The organism is Roseixanthobacter finlandensis (genome assembly GCF_043195105.2).
Taxonomy (GTDB): domain Bacteria; phylum Pseudomonadota; class Alphaproteobacteria; order Rhizobiales; family Xanthobacteraceae; genus NCEH01.
In genome coordinates this window covers 4,688,785-4,705,240 of the sequence record NZ_CM195536.1, presented here as the reverse complement: position 1 = coordinate 4,705,240, position 16,456 = coordinate 4,688,785, and the positions used below count along the sequence as shown (strand labels likewise).

Genomic DNA, 16,456 nt, shown 5'->3' with positions numbered 1-16,456 from the left:
TCCTTTCTGTTTGCCGCCGGCCGAATTCGACATTCACCGACGCTTAACTAATTTCACGACACCGGAATGTTGTCAATAAGCACAATATAAATGATATTATTAAGCACAATATGTTTGCGACGTTGACATCGCGCGGTGCGGAGAGCAAACATTGATCATGTCAGACGAGTCGATCTATGTAGCGTTCGGGCGGCTTGTCGCCGCGAGACGAAAGACACTTGAACTCACCCAAACCGAGCTGGCGGCAAGGGTGGGCATGTCGCGTGCGTCAGTGGCAAACATTGAGAGTGGCCGGCAGAACGTGTTGCTGCATCACGTTTACAGTCTCGCGTCGGCGCTGGAATTTTCGAAGCCTGCCGATTTGCTGCCCACCGCGCCGAAACCACAGCCCCGGGAGGACTTGCAGATGATCTTGTCAGACGAAACCGTGACCGCTCGCGGCAAGGCTCAAATCAATGATCTGATTGCGGATGCACTTGCGCGCCATGGGTCCGGAAGGACCGGGTCGTGACCGCAAACCCCGAAATGGCGCGGGAAGCTGCGCGCACGATTTTGCGAGAGTTCGGAGTAAAGGGAGCACCGGTTCCCATTGAGCGCATTATCAAAGCCAGGAATGTCATGCTTCAATACGCGCCACTGGAGGATGATCTCTCCGGCATGGCCTTCATAAAGGACGGTGTCGGTATCATCGGCGTGAACGCCTTGCATCACCCGAACCGGCAACGGTTTACGGCCGCGCATGAGCTCGGACATCATGTGTTGCATGCTTCGGATATCCAGAAGGCCGTGCATGTGGACAAGGGGTTTCGGGTCTTGATGCGCGATGACGTCTCGTCCCAGGGCATTGACCCGCTGGAGGTCGAGGCCAATGCCTTTGCCTCCGAACTCCTTATGCCGCGAGAACTCCTTGCAATTGCTCTCGACGCCAGTGGATTGGATATGGAGGATGACGCCGGGATCGAAGCGCTTGCGAAAAAGTTCCGGGTCAGTGCATCCGCTATGCGGTTCCGCCTGGCGGGTCATTTCTAGGCGAGGGGATGTGAATGGGCTTCGTATTCTTCGACACGGAGACAACGGGGCTCAGGCACGGTTTCGATCAGATCGTGCATTTCGCGGCAATTAGGACCGACAACGATCTCAACGAGGTCGATCGGTTCGAGGTGCGCTCACGTCTTCTACCGCATGTCGTTCCCCATCCGAGCGCCCTTCTGACAAACGGGCTGCCCATTGAACGGCTTACTGATGCGGGCTTGCCGTCGCACTATCAGATGGTCCTGCTTATCCGACAAAAACTCCTGTCCTGGTCTCCCTCGATTTTCGTCGGCTATAACTCCATCCGGTTCGACGAGGAGATGCTCAGGCACGCTCTTTTTCAGACGCTGCATCCAGCTTACCTCACGAGCAACCACGGTAATTGCCGCGCGGACGTTCTGGGCCTCGTCATGGCGGCCGCGGCGCTCTCGCCAGCCAGCCTGTCCGTTCCCTTTGGGCCGGAAGGGCGTCCGACTTTCCGTCTGGAACAGCTTGCGTCGGCAAATGGTGTAGCTCATACCCACGCCCACGACGCGATGGCTGACGTGATTGCAACGCTCGGTCTTTGCCGGTGCGTCCATGAACGCTCGTCCGAACTCTGGCAGCGCTTCGTGCGCTTTTCGAAGAAGGCGACAGTCGGCGATTTCGTCGACTCGGAGGACGGTTTTTTCCTCACGGAGTTCTTTGGCAACGAGGCCTATCACACGCCGGTCGTCTGCCTCGGCCCCGATCCGGATCAGCCCAATGGCCGGTTCTGCTTGCGTTTGGATGCGTCCCCCGAAGAGCTTACCGCGATGCCGGATGAGGCGTTGCGGAGCTACTTGTCGGCAAAACCAAGCCCTGTCCGCAGACTGAGAATCAATGCTGCACCCACGCTAACAGCTCTTTATGATGCGCCGGAGGCAATGCTCAACGGAGCCGACATCGATGACCTGGAGGGTCGTGCTCGAAGCATCAAGGAAAATACAGCACTTCGTTACCGGATCATCTCGATCTTCGTGGCGACGCGAGCGCCCCGTTCACCATCCACCCATGTGGAAGGGCAGATCTACGATGGCTTTCCCGGCCCGGATGACGAGACCCGCATGGCAAATTTCCATGATGTGGGTTGGGGGGATGCCGCAGCCATCATTCGAGAGTTTGATGATGAACGGCTCCGGATTTTTGGCCGGCGATTGATCTATTTCGGCGGCCGGTCGGCCCTCTCGGATGACCTGAAGCTTGTCGTGGAGCGCGACTTGACCGACCGGCTGATGGATGTTGCTACTGGTGGTTTCACGCTGCACCACGCGCTACAGGAGACGGAACTGCTCTTGGATGACCATGTGTCTGATTCCGACGGAATCTTGGCCAACTATCGGAGCTACCTGATAAATCGAATTGAACGCGTAACGGAATTCCGTGCCAGACATTTTGCGATCGAGCTAGGTTAATTCACGCCATCGTGGCGACGATCAGAGCTCTAGAGTTTGTTAAGAGAATCCGCATAAGTGTCTGTTTAAAAGGGAAGGTTGTTATTCTTGACTAGTAATAGATTTGGTGCCGGTGACCATAGCGCCTGATCGCCCGAGGTCTCTCCCGGCGGGTCGTAGCTGGCCGATCTGTTTCGACTGGCTGATTTGGCAAACTATTCGGAACAAACCGTACAAGGTGGCGAATAGGGTGTCGTCGGTGACAGTAGGCAGAGCACAAAGGCCCTGCCTACTGTTGAATGGCGGAGGCGGGTATCAGGATCAGGCCGCACGTTTCAGGCCCTTTTTCGTCAGAATTTTAGTGACGAAAGTGTTCCATTTTTTCATCGCGGCTCGCTTCTCGGGCATATAGTGCCAACGGTCGTAGCTCTTGGAGCTGACATCTTGAAGCGTGTGGTTCTGAAGGCGATCGCGGATTTCCTTTGTCACACCTGCCTTCCCGGCTAGCGTCTTCCATGTCCGGCGCAGATCGCGGTTCGTGACGACAGGGATGACCTCCCGTTCACGCTGGCGCCACATGAAGGCATAAAGCGTCCCATGGCTGACGGGCTTCTCTGGATCCATCGCCGACGGAAAGAACCAGCCATGCTCGTTGGGCTTGATCGACTCGATTAACTCGACAGCGATGTCGGGAACCGGGATCGCATGAGGCTTTCCATTTTTGGTTTTCGACCAGTCGATGATTTTCTCGCGGGCATCCCATTGATCAACGTGGAGACGGGCGATCTCCTCAACGCGCTGGCCGGTCAGCATCAGAAGACGAACAGCACGGGCATAAGGAGGATGGATCGGCGTGTCCGGGTACTCCAGCCAGCGATAGAGGCGAAGGAACTCATCCTCGTCGAGCCAACGGGTGCCCACGACCTTAGGTTCTGTTGGGATGCCAGCAGCGGGGTTCATGATCAAATGAAAGCGCCGAGGTGAGTGGGAGCGATAATCATGTTCGGATTTCAGCCCCCAGCTATAGGCCGAGCGGATGTAGCTGCGGACATGATCGGCCATCGACTTTTTACCCCGCTCGAAAATCGGGCGGATCACCTCTGAGACTTCATCGGGTTCGATGTCACGAGCGGGCCGGTGACGGCCGAGCATGTCGGCAATCTTGTTCAGGCCTTTTTCGGCTTCTTTCCACGACGATTTTTCAGAGTCCTTCAGGTGCTTCGCATATGCCTCGAAAAGGTCGCCCACGGTTCCGGGCCGCGTGTCTCCGGCGATCTTAATGCTGCGCCCCTTCTGGATGGGGGTGGCGAAATCGCGCTTGAAGACCTCGCGGGCTTGGGCGAGCGACATTGCCGGATAGGATCCGAGCTTTTTCTTAAGGCGCTTCTTGTCGCGCCACTGCTGCGCCATCCAGTCCGCTGTCACTCTGGTCGGCATTGGCTTGATGGTGAGAACGAGACGGCCCGTGCCGTGCCCTTCACCATCAACGAGAGTCACTTGTTTCTCGGTTTGTTCCACTTGCTTCAAAGTCCGGCGGATTTCGCCATCTGTAAGGCTTGGCATTGTGCACTCCCATAGGCTGTTTTGGTGGGGTCGCCAGATGGTCAGCGGGGGTCGGCGACTGGGGGTAAAAGGGGTGATGATCCCCCTTAAACCGACCCCAATATGCCATGATATCCGGGGGTGCGACAAGCAAAAAAATCTTTATCTATCAATGTGATAGAGCGTGACCGTGCGTGATCGAAATGGCGCCTGTAGGATGGTTGTGGCACAGGATGATGGCGGTGGCGGAGAGCTCCAGCGCCCGCTTGACCACCTCGCGGGGATAGACCGGGGCATGATCCACCGTGCCCTGCTGCACCACCTCGTCGGCGATCAGCTGGTTGCGCTTGTCGAGGAACAGCACCCGCACCTGCTCGCGCTCGGCGAACGCCATGGAGGCGCGGCAATAATCGAGCACCGAGCTCCAGGACGAGAGCACCGGGCGCCGCTTCATCTGGCCCTTGGCGAGGCGATGGGCGGCGGCCTCCACGATCTTCAGCTCGGTGACGATGGCATCCTTCACGCCGGGAATTTCGCTGAGCAGGGCGGCGGGCGCTGCCACCACCTCGGCGAAGGAGCCGAAGCGCGCCACCAGGGCTTTCGCGAGCGGCTTCACATCGCGCCGGGGCACGGCGCGGAACAGCACGAGTTCCAGCAATTCATAATCGGCGAGCGCGGCCGAACCGGCCTCGCGGAAGCGCGCGCGCAGGCGGTCGCGATGCCCCAGGAAATGGGGGCCGGCCTCGGCGATGCCGTCCTCGGGCTCCCCCGCCATGGTCAGGCCGGCAGATAGGGCGGCTTGTGATAGCCCTTCGGGCTCAGGGTGAAGATTTCCACCCCGGTCTGGGTCACGCCGACCGTATGCTCGAACTGGGCGGAGAGCGAGCGGTCGCGCGTCACCGCCGTCCAGCCGTCGGACAGCACCTTCACGTGCGGACGGCCGAGATTGATCATCGGCTCCACGGTGAAGATCATGCCCGGCTTCAGCTCCGGCCCCTCGCCGCGCCGGCCCACATGGACGATGTTCGGCTCGTCATGGAACACCTGGCCGACGCCATGGCCGCAGAAATCGCGCACCACGCTCATGTGCTGCGGCTCCACGAAATCCTGGATCGCCGCGCCGATGTCGCCCACATGGCCGCCCGGCTTGATGGCCTCGATGCCGAGCATCATGGACTCATAGGTCACTTCGATCAGCCGCTCGGCCCGGCGGGGAATTTCGCCGATGGCGAACATGCGGCTGGAATCGCCGTACCAGCCGTCCAGAATCAAGGTGACGTCCACGTTCACGATGTCGCCCTCGCGCAGCGGGCGGGCGTTGGGCATGCCGTGGCAGACCACGTGATTGATGGAGGTGCACACCGAATAGCGATAGCCGCGATACATCAGCGTCGCCGGCAGGGCGCCATTGTCCATGGCGAACTGGAAGATCAGATCGTCGATGGCGGCGGTGGAAACGCCGGGGCCGACCATCTCGGCCACCGCGTCGAGCGCGCGGGCGGTCAGCTGGCCGGCCTTGCGCATGCCCTCGAAGGCGGCGGGGCCATAAAGCTTGATATGGCCGGTCTTCCTGAGCGGCGCCTGGGCCGCCTCCACATAAGTCATCGCATTGGTCCTGGGCCGGCGGCGTCGCCAGCGTGAATTGCATTTGCATCAGATTTAGGCCATGCGGCGCGCAAAGCAAGTGTCCGCGCGCTCTTGCATGCCGCCCGCGCCCTCGACGCAAGCTTCACCCGAGCATGGCGATGGGGCGATCCAGCGCAATTCCGCCGGCATCCAGGCTGCAGGCGAAGGCGAGTGCTTCCACCCCCGCCGCGCGGGCGAGATCAAACGCCGCGCCGTAGGCGGGGTCGATGTCGCGGGCGATGGAAACGCTGCGCGCCGAGCCGATCTGGCACAGATAGACCATCACCGCCCGTGCCCCTGTGCGCGCCTGGGCGGCCAGTTCCACCAGATGCTTGGTGCCGCGCGCGGTGACGCAATCGGGAAATTCGGACAGCTGCGGCCGGCGCATGAGGTGCACATTCTTCACCTCGACGAAGCAAAGCGGGCGCCCCTCGCCCTCCAGCAGCAGGTCGATGCGGCTGTTGAGGCCGTATTTCACCTCGCGCCGCAGGCTGGCATAGCCGGCGAGTTCTGGAATGGCCCCGGCCGCGATCGCCTCGGCGACCAGGGCGTTGGGATGCATGGTGTTGACGCCCACCAATTCCAGCCCGGTGCCAAAATCCGCCTCCACCATCTCCCAGCTCAGCGGCAGCTTGCGGGTGAGGACGGGGGAGCGCGACAGCCAGATTCGGGCGCCCGGCGTCGCGAGCCCGCTCATGGCGCCGGAATTCGCCACATGGACGGTCGTCTCGCTGCCGTCCGCCAGCACCACGTCGGCGAGGAAGCGCTTGTAGCGGCGGATCAGGGTCGCGGGCTGGAGGGCGGTTTGAAAGCGCATCAGGCGCGGGTGTCGCTGCGGCCGGCGAGGCAGAACAGGGTCTGCGTGCCGGTGGCGCAATGGGAGCGCACCCCGCCCGCTTCCGCGAACACGTCCACCCGCACGATGCTGAGGGTGCGGCCGGATTTCAGAACTTCGCCGATGGCGATCAGGCGCTCGCCTCGGCCCGGCGACATGATGTTGACCTTGTATTCCACGGTCACCACGCTGGAATCGGCGGGAAACAAGGTGAAGGCCGCATAGCCGCCGGCGGTGTCGGCGATCGCGCCGATGGAACCGCCGTGGAAATAGCCGTGCTGCTGGGTGAGGCCTTCGGCGAAGGGCAGGATGACTTCCACCCGGCCCGCCTCCACGCGCGCGAGCTGCGCCCCGAGCGTCGCCATGAAGGGCTGGCGGGAAAAGCTGTCGCGCACGCGCTGCGCGAAATCGGGATCGGGCGGGACGAAGGCGGGCGCTGGGGCAGCGGGGTCGGGGACGGAAGGGGCGGTCATGCAAAGGGTCCCGGAAGTCTGTTCCGAGACCCTCTTACATCATTCGCTGCCGGGCGCACGCCCCCGGCCGGAGGTCATTGCACGAAGATGTTCTTCAAGGTGCCGATGCCGTCGATCACGATATCGATTTCGTTCGACGGGTCCTTCATGGAGCCGACGCCCACTGAGGTGCCGCAGGCGATGAGATCGCCGGGGTTCAGCGTCATGTCCTGGGAGAGCAGGGCCACGAGCCGGTGCGGCGGGAAGATCATGTCGGCGAGCGGGTAGTTCTGCCGCTCGGCGCCGTTGAGGATGGTGCGCACGCTGGCGCTGGCGGCGTCGAACTCCGTCTCGATCCAGGGGCCGAACGGGCCGTATTGGTCGAACCCCTTGGCGCGCGCCCATTGCGGGAAGGTGGGATCCTTGTTCAGGATATCCGCCGCCGTGATGTCGTTGACGATGGTATAGCCGAAGATGTGGGCGGCCGCCTCGTCTTCGGAAATATTGCTCGCTTTTTTGCCGATGACGATGCCGAGCTCGCCTTCATAGACCGTCTTGCCGGAATAGGACGGCGGGCGGTGCACGATGCTGCCCGGCGCGGCGACCGAGGTGGTGGCCTTGAGCAGATAGAGCGGCTCGGCCGGCTCGGCGACATTGAGCTTGGCGGCAAGGCTGTGGAAATTATTCCACAGGGCGATGATCTTGCTCGGCACGCTCGGGGCTTCGAGCATCACGGCGGAGAGCGCCAGGCTCTCGCCGGTCGGCGTCGCGCCGGCGAACATGTCGCCCTGGTGCACGGCGATGGCCTCGCCCTCCAGCGTGCCGAACCCGGTGCTTCCGTCTTTCGTGAAACGGACCCATTTCGCCATGTGGCGGCTCCTGAGATGAGAGGGGGCGCGCGGTCGGTCGCGCGGCTGTCGCGCGCACCCGCCGGGCGCCGGAAGGGGGTAGCGTCGCGGCTGCGGGCCGCGACGCGGAACATCAGCCCTTGAGGACTTCGACCAGGGTCTTTCCGAGGCGCGCGGGCGAGGGGGAGACGCGGATGCCAGCCGCTTCCATGGCCGCGATCTTGTCTTCCGCACCGCCCTTGCCGCCCGAGATGATCGCGCCCGCATGGCCCATCCGGCGGCCCGGAGGCGCCGTGCGGCCGGCGATGAAGCCAACCATCGGCTTCTTGCGCCCGCGCTTGGCCTCGTCCGCGATGAACTGCGCCGCATCCTCTTCCGCCGAGCCGCCGATCTCGCCGATCATCACGATCGACAAGGTCTTCGGGTCCGCCAGGAACAGCTCCAGGATGTCGATGAATTCGGTGCCCTTCACCGGATCGCCGCCGATGCCCACCGCGCTGGTCTGGCCAAGGCCCTCCTGCGTGGTCTGGAACACCGCCTCATAGGTCAGCGTGCCCGAGCGCGACACCACGCCCACCGAGCCCTGCTTGAAGATGTTGCCCGGCATGATGCCGATCTTGCATTCGCCGGCGGTCATCACGCCCGGGCAATTGGGCCCGATCAGGCGCGACTTGGAGCCGGAGAGCGCGCGCTTCACCTTCACCATGTCGAGCACCGGGATGCCCTCGGTGATGCACACGATCAGCGGGATTTCCGCGTCGATGGCTTCCAGGATCGCATCGGCGGCGCCCGGAGGCGGCACATAGATCACGGAGGCGTCGGCGCCGGTGGCTTCGCGCGCCTCGATCACGGTGTCGAACACCGGCAGGCCGAGGTGCGTCGTGCCGCCCTTGCCGGGCGAGGTGCCGCCGACCATTTTCGTTCCGTAGGCGATCGCCTGCTCGGAATGGAAGGTGCCGTTCTTCCCGGTGAAGCCTTGGGTGATGACCTTGGTATTGGCGTCGATAAGCACGGACATCACGCAGCTTCCTTCTTCACCGCGCCCACGATCTTCTGCGCGGCGTCGTCGAGATCATCGGCGGGGATCACATTCAAACCGCTCTCGCGGATGATCTTTTTCCCAAGATCCACGTTCGTGCCTTCGAGCCGCACGACCAGCGGGACCGCAAGTCCGACCTCCTTGACCGCCGCCAGCACGCCTTCCGCGATCACGTCGCAGCGCATGATGCCGCCGAAGATGTTCACCAAAATGCCCTTCACGGCCGGATCGGCGGTGATGATCTTGAACGCCGCCGTCACCTTCTCCTTGGTGGCGCCGCCGCCGACATCCAGGAAGTTCGCGGGCGCAAGGCCGTAGAGCTTGATGATGTCCATGGTCGCCATGGCGAGGCCCGCGCCGTTCACCATGCAGCCGATGGTGCCGTCGAGGGTGATGTAGTTGAGGTCGAATTTCGAGGCCTCGATCTCCTTGGCATCTTCCTCGCTCTCGTCGCGCAGGGAGGCGACGTCGGGATGGCGATAGAGCGCGTTGCCGTCGAACGACATCTTGGCGTCGAGCACCTTCAGCTTGCCGTCCTTGGTGACCACCAGCGGATTGATCTCCAGCATCTCCATGTCCTTCTCCACGAACGCCTTGTAGAGCATCGCGGTGAGGGCCTGGGCCTGCTTGGCGAGATCGCCGGTGAGCGCCAGCGCGTCGGCGACGCGGCGGCCGTGATGGGCCTGGATGCCGGTGGCGGTATCCACCGAGAAGGTCACGATTTTCTCAGGGGTATTGTGCGCCACGTCCTCGATGTCCATGCCGCCTTCGGTGGACACCACGAATGAGACGCGGGAGGAGTCCCGATCCACCAGGAGGGAGATGTAGAACTCCTTCTCGATCGCCGCGCCTTCCTCGATGTAAAGGCGGTTCACCTGCTTGCCGGTGGGGCCGGTCTGGATGGTGACCAGCGTGTTGCCCAGCATCTCGCGCGCGGCGGCCTTCACCTCGTCGGGGGTGCGCACCACGCGCACGCCGCCCTTGGCGCCGGCCGGCAATTCCTTGAACGTGCCCTTGCCGCGCCCGCCGGCATGGATCTGCGACTTCACCACCACGACGAGGCCACCGACCTCTTTCGCGCCGAGATCGCGCGCGGCCGTTTCGGCCTCTTCCGGGGTGAAGGCGGGGATGCCGCGCGAGACCGGCGCGCCATAATCGCGAAGGATCGCCTTCGCCTGATATTCATGGATGTTCATGAGGGTGTTCCCCCTTGCGTGAATGGGCCGCGTTGGCCGCGGCTCCGGCTTCGGCGCGGTGCGCGGCGGGCCGGGATGGATGCCGGCGGCGTGACGCGCCCGGCGGACGAGGGTCATACTGGGCGTGCGCGCGGCCTCACCAAACCGAGCCTCTCGCGAGGGAGAGGGCCGGGCCGCAGGCTCAGCCCGCAGGTCCGGCGACGCGCCGATCTCGTCCCATTTCCTCCGCGCCTGGGGCGCAGGGGAAGTGCCGTACATCGAGCCATCCCACGCGAAGGACGCCCGAGCTTGGATCCGCTTCGGCGAACACGGGTTCGCGAAGCTTGCTCCAAGTCTTTGTCTATCCGCGATTTCGACCGCAGAACCGCGGTGCGTTTCTGCTGAAATCGCGCGTGCCGTGCGTTCCGGCCACAGGTGCGAGTGGCTGGCCGGCATGCGAGAGAAAAAAGACCCGGCAGCGCGGCCTGGTAGCGCTCCCTGGCAGTGCGCGGATCAGGAATGCATCATGGCGCGGACGGCGGGTGCGGGCGGCGCATCGCGGCCTTTCCCGGGTGCCGTGGGAAGGACGGCGCACGCGGGGCGCGCCGTCCGGGAAGGCGGAAAGCCTTCGGTTCGGAAAGAAGGCTCAGACCGCGCGGGCGGCGTGGAGCGCCTTGATCTGCTCTTCGCTGTAGCCGAGGTCCGCGAGGACTTCGTCGGTGTGCTCGCCGAGCAGCGGGGAGCCGGTGATCTCAACCGAGGTGTCCGAGAACTTGATCGGGCTGCCGACGGTGAGATACTTGCCGCGCTCCTTGTGATCGACTTCCACGATCGTGCCGCTCTCGCGCAGGGACGGATCCTCGGCGATTTCCTTCATGGTGAGCACGGGCGCGCAGGGGATATCGAACTTGCGCAGGATATCCACCGCTTCGAACTTGGTCTTGTCCGACAGCCAGTTCTCGATGAAGGCGAAGATGTCGAAGATCTTGTCCTGGCGGGCTTCGGCGGTGTTGTAGGCGGGATCGGTGATCCACTCTTCCTTGCCCAGCGCCTTGCAGATCGGCGCCCAGGCATGGCCCTGGATGGTGAAGTAGATGTAGGCGTTGGGATCGGTCTCCCAGCCTTTGCACTTCAGGACCCAGCCGGGCTGTCCGCCGCCGCCGGCATTGCCGCCGCGGGGAACCACGTCCGAGAAGGTGCCGTGCGGATACTGGGGATATTCCTCCAGATAGCCGACGCGGTCGAGGCGCTGCTGGTCGCGCAGCTTGACGCGGCACAGATTGATGACCGCATCCTGCATGGAGACGGCGACCTTCTGGCCCTTGCCGGTCTTGTTGCGGCCGTGCAGGGCGGTGAGGATGCCGATGGCGAGGTGCATGCCGGTGTTGCTGTCGCCAAGCGCGGCGGCGGACACGGTCGGGGGGCCGTCCCAGAAGCCGGTGGTGGAGGCGGCGCCGCCCGCGCACTGCGCGACGTTCTCATAGACCTTGAGGTCTTCGTAATGATGGCCATCGCTGAAGCCCTTGACGGACGCGACGATCATGCCGGGGTTCAGCTCCTTGATGTGCTCCCAGGTGAAGCCCATGCGATCGAGCGCGCCGGGGCCGAAGTTTTCCACCAGCACATCGGATTCCTTGATGAGCTTGGTGAGGACTTCCTTGCCTTCGGCGGTCTTGGTGTCCAGCGTCAGCGAGCGCTTGTTGCTGTTCAGCATGGTGAAATACAGCGCGTCCGCATTGCTGATGTCGCGCAGCTGGGAGCGGGTGACGTCGCCCGAGCCGGGGCGCTCGACCTTGATCACGTCCGCGCCGAACCAGGCGAGCAGTTGCGTGCAAGCCGGGCCGGCCTGGACGTGCGTGAAGTCGATAATCTTAATGCCTTCGAGTGGCTTGCTCATGATCGTCGAATTCCCTTTCGAGCGTTTGACTTTATTCCTGACCTTCTGCGCCCAACCGGCTCCAGCCAGGAAGTGAAAACCTTTCCCGCTTCGGCCGTTCGACCTTGCGCGAGAAAGGGGCGCTAGTTTTGTACTAGCTTATTTTATCCCGTTGCTGTGCCCGAGCCGCGCCTCGCGGCAAGGGGGAGCTGGAATTCTTCAAGGTCCGGCGCGCGCAGGACCGGGCTCGATGCGCAGGATTCAGCGCAAGGGAGACCCGGCCGGAACGGGAGAGGCGAGGGGGTGCCGCAGCCGCCGCACGATGCGCCCGGGCCGGAGGTTGCCCGGCGGGAACCATGCGCGGGGCCGGTGCGATGATCGCGCCGGCGCAGGGTGCCGCGAGTGCGGCGGGGATCACATGCGGATGCATCGTCTCACTCTCTCGGCGATAATCGCCACCTGTTCCAAGGCCGCCACGGGGGTGCCGGCCGTTCATCTGCCGCCAGATGCCCGTTCCGGCGAACCGGAGCGGGCGAAGGCCAAAGGCGGCGCGGCCCTGCGGACCACGTCGCCCGGTTGAAATCTATTCCGCCGCCTGGCGGTACGGCTCGCCCACCGCGCCGGACTGCTTCACCGCCGCGATCCGGTCGGCATCGAAGCCCAGCACATTGGCCAGCACGTCGTCGGTATGCTCGCCGAGCAGGGGCGAGCGTTCCACCGGCACGTCATTGTCCGACAGCTTGATGGGGTTGCCGACGGTCAGATAGGTCCCGCGCACCGGGTGTTCCACCTCCACCAGTGTGCCGGTGGCGTAGAGCGACTTGTCCTCGGCGATCTCCTTCATGGAGAGGATCGGGCCGCAGGGGATGTCGTATTTGTTGAGCGTGTCCATGGCCTCGAACTTGGTGTGGGCCATGGTCCAGGCTTCGATGCGGGTGAAGATCTCGTTGAGATGGGGCAGGCGCGCGGCGGCGGTCGCATAGTCCGGATTGGTCTTCCAGGTGGGCTCGCCGATCACGTCGCAGATCTTGTCCCAGACCGGAGCCTGGGTGATGAAATAGAGATAGGCGTTGTCGTCGTGCTCCCAGCCCTTGCAGCGCAGGATGCGCCCGGGCTGCCCGCCGCCGGAATCATTGCCGGCGCGGGGCACGGTGTCACCGAACGGGATGTCCTCGCCGAACTGGCTGTATTCGCGCAGCGGGCCGCGCGCGAGGCGCTGCTGGTCGCGCATCTTCACGCGGCACAGGTTCAGCACGCTGTCCTGCATGGCGCACAGCACCTTCTGGCCGCGCCCGGTGTGCTCGCGCTGGAACAGCGCGGTGACGATGCCGAGCGCGAGATGCAGGCCGGTGCCGCTGTCGCCGATCTGCGCGCCGGTCACCAGGGGCAGGCCGTCGCGAAAGCCAGTGGTGGAGGCCGATCCGCCGGTGCACTGGGCGACGTTCTCATAGACCTTGCAATCCTCGAACGGGCCGGGGCCGAAGCCCTTCACGGACGCCACGATAAGGCGCGGATTGAGCTCCTGGAGGCGCTCCCAGGTGAAGCCCATGCGATCCAGCGCGCCGGGAGCGAAATTCTCCACCAGCACGTCGCACACCTTCACCAATTCCTCGAGGACGGACTTGCCCTCTTTGTTCTTGGTGTCGAGCGTGATGGACCTTTTGTTGGAATTCAGCATCGTGAAATAAAGGCTGTCGGCATTGGGCACGTCGCGCAGCTGGGTGCGCGTCACGTCGCCCTCGCCGGGACGCTCAACCTTGATCACATCCGCGCCGAACCAGGCGAGCAGCTGTGTGCAGGTCGGTCCGGACTGGACATGGGTGAAATCGAGAATGCGGACACCGTCCAGAGCCTTGGCCATCTCTTCCTCTTTTCCTCTCCGCGCGCGCCTTAAGCAACGCTTGGTCTTGTTCGTTGGTTATCGACGCGGGTGAAGGGGATGGGCGGGACCTTCGGCCCCGCCCGGTTCTCGCAGGACCGGACTATTTCTTCTTGACCACGCTTTGCGGGTTCAGATTGCCGATGCGTCCGCTTTCGGTGCCGGCGGCGGGGTCGATCACCGCATTGATGAGGGTGGGCTTGCCGCTGTCCATGGCTTCGTCCACGGCGCGCTTCAGCTCGTCCGGGGTCGTCACATTGACGCCGACGCCGCCGAAGGCCTCCATCATCTTGTCGTAGCGGCTGTCCTTCACGAACACTGTGGTGCCGGGATCGCGACCCGTCGGGTCGGTGTCGAGGCCACGATAGATGCCGTTATTGTTGAAGATCACGATGCAGACCGGCAAATTGTAGCGGCAGATGGTCTCCACCTCCATGCCGGAGAAGCCGAACGCGCTGTCGCCTTCCACCGCGAGCACCGGCTTGCCGGTCTCGATGGCGGCGGCGATGGCGAAGCCCATGCCGATGCCCATCACGCCCCAGGTACCGACGTCCAGGCGCTTGCGCGGCTGGTACATGTCGATGATGCCGCGCGCGAGGTCGAGCGTATTGGCGCCCTCGTTCACCAGGATCGCGTCGGGCCGCTCCTTGATGACCGTCCGCAGCGCGCCCAGCGCCCCGTGGAAGTCCATGGGGGAGGAATTCTTCATCAGGCGCGGCGCCATCTTGGCGATATTGTCGTCGCGCTTGGTGACGATGGCGTTGATCCAGTCGGCCGGGGGGGCCGGCCACGTGCCGTCGATGCCGGCCAGCAGGGCGGAAACCACGGAGCCGATGTCGCCCACCAGCGGCGCGACGATCTCGACGTTGGAATCCATTTCCTTCGGCTCGATGTCGATCTGGATGAACTGCTTGGGCGCATCGCCCCAGGTCTTGCCCTTGCCGTGCGACAGCAGCCAGTTGAGGCGCGCGCCGATCAGCACCACCACGTCGGCATCCTTCAGCACGGTCGAGCGCGCGGCGCCGGCCGACTGGGGATGGGTGTCGGGCAGCAGGCCCTTGGCCATGCTCATGGGCAGGAAGGGAATGCCGCTCTTCTCGATGAGGGCGCGGATCTCCTCGTCGGCCTGGGCATAGGCGGCGCCCTTGCCGAGGATGATCAGCGGGCGCTTGGCGCCCTTCAGCACGTCCAGCGCGCGCTTCACGGCGTCGGCGCCGGGGATCTGGGCCGGGGCGGGGTCGATCACCTTCACCAGCGACTTCGTGCCGGCTTCGGCGTCCATCACCTGCGAGAACAGCTTGGCGGGCAGGTCGAGATAGACGCCGCCCGGACGGCCGGACACCGCGGCGCGGATCGCGCGGGCAACGCCGATGCCGATGTCGGCCGCATGCAGAACGCGGAACGCGGCCTTGCAAAGCGGCTTGGCGATGGCCAGCTGGTCCATCTCCTCATAATCGCCCTGCTGGAGATCGACGATCTCGCGCTCGGACGAACCCGAGATCAGGATCATCGGGAAGCAATTGGTGGTGGCGTTCGCCAGCGCGGTCAGGCCGTTGAGGAAGCCGGGCGCGGAAACCGTGAGGCAGATGCCGGGTTTCTTGGTGAGGAAGCCGGCGATGGCGGCGGCGTTGCCGGCGTTCTGCTCGTGACGGAACGAGACCACGCGGATGCCTTCGGCCTGCGCCATGCGGCCGAGATCCGTGATCGGAATGCCGGGCACGCCGTAGATGGTGTCGATGCCATTGAGCTTCAGCGCGTCGATGACGAGATGGAAGCCATCCGTCAGTTCCCGCTCCGTGCCGGCTTCGGCGGTATTCGCGTCGATGACCTGTGCTATTGCGGACATTCCGCTTCCTCCCGGAAAATCTTTGGCTGTACCGATTCGGTGATGGAGTCCTAGAGCGCGCTGTCCGCGCCCCGCTCAGGACGAGCGTTCAAGATGCGACGGCCCTCGTCCCGTGTGACGAAACGGCCGGCGCCGAGCGGACCCCGGGGCGGCTCGCGCCCGATGGCCTCGCTCTTCATGATGCCCGTCGTTGACATATCGCGTCTCCTTGCGATGTCCAATTTCCCGCCCGGCCACGCGCGGCCTATGCGGGAAAAACTCCGTGTTTCTCGACATGAGCCGCAAGGCCCAGCGTGTGCTCGCGCACCAGGCGCTCGGCGCGCTCCGGGTCGCGGCTTTCGAGCGCGTCGATGATCCCCGTGTGCTCGCGGATCGATGTTTCCAGCCGGTTTTCCTGGCGGATCGAGACCGCGCGGATGGCGCGCATGTGAAGCAGCAGGTTCTGCGTCATGTCCACGATCAGGTTGCACCCGCCCATGCGGATGATGGCCTGGTGGAAGGCAATATTGGCCTGGGAATATTCGTTGGTGTGGGCGTGCGGCGGCTCCTGCTCGAAATCGTTGAACAGGCGGCGCAGGCTCTTGAGGTCGGCGGCGCTCGCGCGGGTCGCTGCGAGATGGGCGGCCATGCCTTCCAGCGCGGCCCACACGGTGATCATTTCGAGAATTTCGCGCTTGGTCTTGCGCACCACGAAGATGCCGCGCCGCGGCACGGAGCGCACGAAGCCTTCCTGCTCCAGCACCGTCATGGCTTCGCGGATGGGGGTGCGGCTTACGCCAAGGTCTTCCGAGAGCTGGCGCTCGTCGAGCCTGAATTCCGCGGTTGAACCATAGATGTCCATCTCGGTAATGGCCCGCTTCAGTGCGTCATAGGCCAGCATGCGCAAGCTCGAGG

The 16,456-nt window shown here is 63.8% G+C and carries 16 protein-coding genes; 4 read left to right on the top strand and 12 right to left on the bottom strand.

Going from position 1 to position 16,456, the window contains the following annotated elements:
* The first annotated feature begins 157 nt into the window (after window positions 1–157).
* From V5G24_RS21955 to V5G24_RS21945, 3 genes are read left to right on the top strand one after another with little or no spacing between them, the layout of a single operon-like run.
* Window positions 158–511: a helix-turn-helix domain-containing protein gene (locus V5G24_RS21955; RefSeq protein ID WP_394083859.1), complete on the top strand. Its 354-nt coding sequence runs from the start codon at window positions 158–160 to the stop codon at window positions 509–511.
* A complete protein-coding gene (locus V5G24_RS21950; RefSeq protein ID WP_394083266.1) occupies window positions 508–1,029 on the top strand; it encodes an ImmA/IrrE family metallo-endopeptidase in 522 nt (173 codons plus the stop codon). The genes V5G24_RS21955 and V5G24_RS21950 overlap by 4 nt, the downstream gene beginning before the upstream one ends.
* A 14-nt stretch (window positions 1,030–1,043) precedes the next feature.
* Window positions 1,044–2,465 (top strand): exonuclease domain-containing protein, encoded by a 1,422-nt coding sequence (locus V5G24_RS21945; RefSeq protein WP_394083268.1) that lies wholly within the window; start codon window positions 1,044–1,046, stop codon window positions 2,463–2,465.
* Window positions 2,466–2,765: 300 nt separating this feature from the next.
* On the opposite strand, the gene V5G24_RS21940 is transcribed toward V5G24_RS21945, so the two are convergent.
* From V5G24_RS21940 to frc (V5G24_RS21900), 9 genes are all read right to left on the bottom strand, one after another.
* Window positions 2,766–4,007: a tyrosine-type recombinase/integrase gene (locus V5G24_RS21940; RefSeq protein ID WP_394083270.1), complete on the bottom strand. Its 1,242-nt coding sequence runs from the start codon at window positions 4,005–4,007 to the stop codon at window positions 2,766–2,768.
* 148 nt (window positions 4,008–4,155) lie between these two features.
* A complete protein-coding gene (locus V5G24_RS21935) occupies window positions 4,156–4,761 on the bottom strand; it encodes a JAB domain-containing protein (protein WP_394083272.1) in 606 nt (201 codons plus the stop codon).
* A gap of 2 nt (window positions 4,762–4,763) precedes the next feature.
* Entirely contained in the window at window positions 4,764–5,591 is an 828-nt protein-coding gene (gene map, locus V5G24_RS21930; protein ID WP_394046884.1) for a type I methionyl aminopeptidase, read from the bottom strand.
* Between the two features lie 124 nt (window positions 5,592–5,715).
* On the bottom strand, window positions 5,716–6,429 hold the full coding sequence (gene sfsA, locus V5G24_RS21925; protein WP_394083274.1) for a DNA/RNA nuclease SfsA: 714 nt from the start codon (window positions 6,427–6,429) through the stop codon (window positions 5,716–5,718).
* Entirely contained in the window at window positions 6,429–6,920 is a 492-nt protein-coding gene (locus V5G24_RS21920; protein WP_394083276.1) for a PaaI family thioesterase, read from the bottom strand. The genes sfsA and V5G24_RS21920 overlap by 1 nt, the downstream gene beginning before the upstream one ends.
* Before the next feature lie 74 nt (window positions 6,921–6,994).
* Window positions 6,995–7,768 (bottom strand): fumarylacetoacetate hydrolase family protein, encoded by a 774-nt coding sequence (locus V5G24_RS21915; protein ID WP_394083278.1) that lies wholly within the window; start codon window positions 7,766–7,768, stop codon window positions 6,995–6,997.
* A gap of 112 nt (window positions 7,769–7,880) precedes the next feature.
* Window positions 7,881–8,765, bottom strand: coding sequence for a succinate--CoA ligase subunit alpha (gene sucD, locus V5G24_RS21910; RefSeq protein ID WP_394080012.1), 885 nt, complete (start codon window positions 8,763–8,765; stop codon window positions 7,881–7,883).
* Window positions 8,765–9,982, bottom strand: coding sequence for an ADP-forming succinate--CoA ligase subunit beta (gene sucC / locus V5G24_RS21905; protein ID WP_394083280.1), 1,218 nt, complete (start codon window positions 9,980–9,982; stop codon window positions 8,765–8,767). Before sucC ends, sucD begins: the two co-directional genes overlap by 1 nt.
* Window positions 9,983–10,607: 625 nt before the next feature.
* Window positions 10,608–11,858 carry a formyl-CoA transferase gene (gene frc, locus V5G24_RS21900; protein WP_394083282.1) on the bottom strand — a complete coding sequence of 417 codons (1,251 nt, stop codon included), beginning with the start codon at window positions 11,856–11,858 and terminating at the stop codon, window positions 10,608–10,610.
* 403 nt (window positions 11,859–12,261) lie between these two features.
* On the opposite strand from frc (V5G24_RS21900), the gene V5G24_RS21895 reads away from it, so the two are divergent.
* The gene (locus tag V5G24_RS21895; RefSeq protein ID WP_394083284.1) at window positions 12,262–12,417 is read left to right on the top strand and encodes a hypothetical protein; all 156 of its coding nucleotides are present in this window, start codon (window positions 12,262–12,264) and stop codon (window positions 12,415–12,417) included.
* Window positions 12,418–12,420: 3 nt separating this feature from the next.
* Here V5G24_RS21895 and frc (V5G24_RS21890) read toward each other — a convergent pair whose 3' ends face one another.
* The 3 genes from frc (V5G24_RS21890) to V5G24_RS21880 all read right to left on the bottom strand — a co-directional run bounded on the left by frc (V5G24_RS21890) (window position 12,421) and on the right by V5G24_RS21880 (window position 16,442).
* Window positions 12,421–13,698, bottom strand: coding sequence for a formyl-CoA transferase (gene frc / locus V5G24_RS21890; protein WP_394083286.1), 1,278 nt, complete (start codon window positions 13,696–13,698; stop codon window positions 12,421–12,423).
* A gap of 121 nt (window positions 13,699–13,819) precedes the next feature.
* Window positions 13,820–15,562: an oxalyl-CoA decarboxylase gene (gene oxc / locus V5G24_RS21885; RefSeq protein ID WP_394083288.1), complete on the bottom strand. Its 1,743-nt coding sequence runs from the start codon at window positions 15,560–15,562 to the stop codon at window positions 13,820–13,822.
* A gap of 244 nt (window positions 15,563–15,806) precedes the next feature.
* The gene (locus tag V5G24_RS21880; protein ID WP_394083861.1) at window positions 15,807–16,442 is read right to left on the bottom strand and encodes a GntR family transcriptional regulator; all 636 of its coding nucleotides are present in this window, start codon (window positions 16,440–16,442) and stop codon (window positions 15,807–15,809) included.
* Window positions 16,443–16,456 lie beyond the last annotated feature (14 nt).

Bases quoted from the DNA above. Each gene is read 5' to 3' on its own strand.
- V5G24_RS21955 (WP_394083859.1), top strand. From the start codon at position 158: ATGTCAGACGAGTCGATCTATGTAGCGTTCGGGCGGCTTGTCGCCGCG.
- V5G24_RS21945 (WP_394083268.1), top strand. From the start codon at position 1,044: ATGGGCTTCGTATTCTTCGACACGGAGACAACGGGGCTCAGGCACGGT.
- V5G24_RS21940 (WP_394083270.1), bottom strand. From the start codon at position 4,007: ATGCCAAGCCTTACAGATGGCGAAATCCGCCGGACTTTGAAGCAAGTG.
- V5G24_RS21935 (WP_394083272.1), bottom strand. From the start codon at position 4,761: ATGGCGGGGGAGCCCGAGGACGGCATCGCCGAGGCCGGCCCCCATTTC.
- map (WP_394046884.1), bottom strand. From the start codon at position 5,591: ATGACTTATGTGGAGGCGGCCCAGGCGCCGCTCAGGAAGACCGGCCAT.
- sfsA (WP_394083274.1), bottom strand. From the start codon at position 6,429: ATGCGCTTTCAAACCGCCCTCCAGCCCGCGACCCTGATCCGCCGCTAC.
- V5G24_RS21920 (WP_394083276.1), bottom strand. From the start codon at position 6,920: ATGACCGCCCCTTCCGTCCCCGACCCCGCTGCCCCAGCGCCCGCCTTC.
- V5G24_RS21915 (WP_394083278.1), bottom strand. From the start codon at position 7,768: ATGGCGAAATGGGTCCGTTTCACGAAAGACGGAAGCACCGGGTTCGGC.
- sucD (WP_394080012.1), bottom strand. From the start codon at position 8,765: ATGTCCGTGCTTATCGACGCCAATACCAAGGTCATCACCCAAGGCTTC.
- sucC (WP_394083280.1), bottom strand. From the start codon at position 9,982: ATGAACATCCATGAATATCAGGCGAAGGCGATCCTTCGCGATTATGGC.
- frc (WP_394083282.1), bottom strand. From the start codon at position 11,858: ATGAGCAAGCCACTCGAAGGCATTAAGATTATCGACTTCACGCACGTC.
- V5G24_RS21895 (WP_394083284.1), top strand. From the start codon at position 12,262: ATGCATCGTCTCACTCTCTCGGCGATAATCGCCACCTGTTCCAAGGCC.
- frc (WP_394083286.1), bottom strand. From the start codon at position 13,698: ATGGCCAAGGCTCTGGACGGTGTCCGCATTCTCGATTTCACCCATGTC.
- oxc (WP_394083288.1), bottom strand. From the start codon at position 15,562: ATGTCCGCAATAGCACAGGTCATCGACGCGAATACCGCCGAAGCCGGC.
- V5G24_RS21880 (WP_394083861.1), bottom strand. From the start codon at position 16,442: ATGCTGGCCTATGACGCACTGAAGCGGGCCATTACCGAGATGGACATC.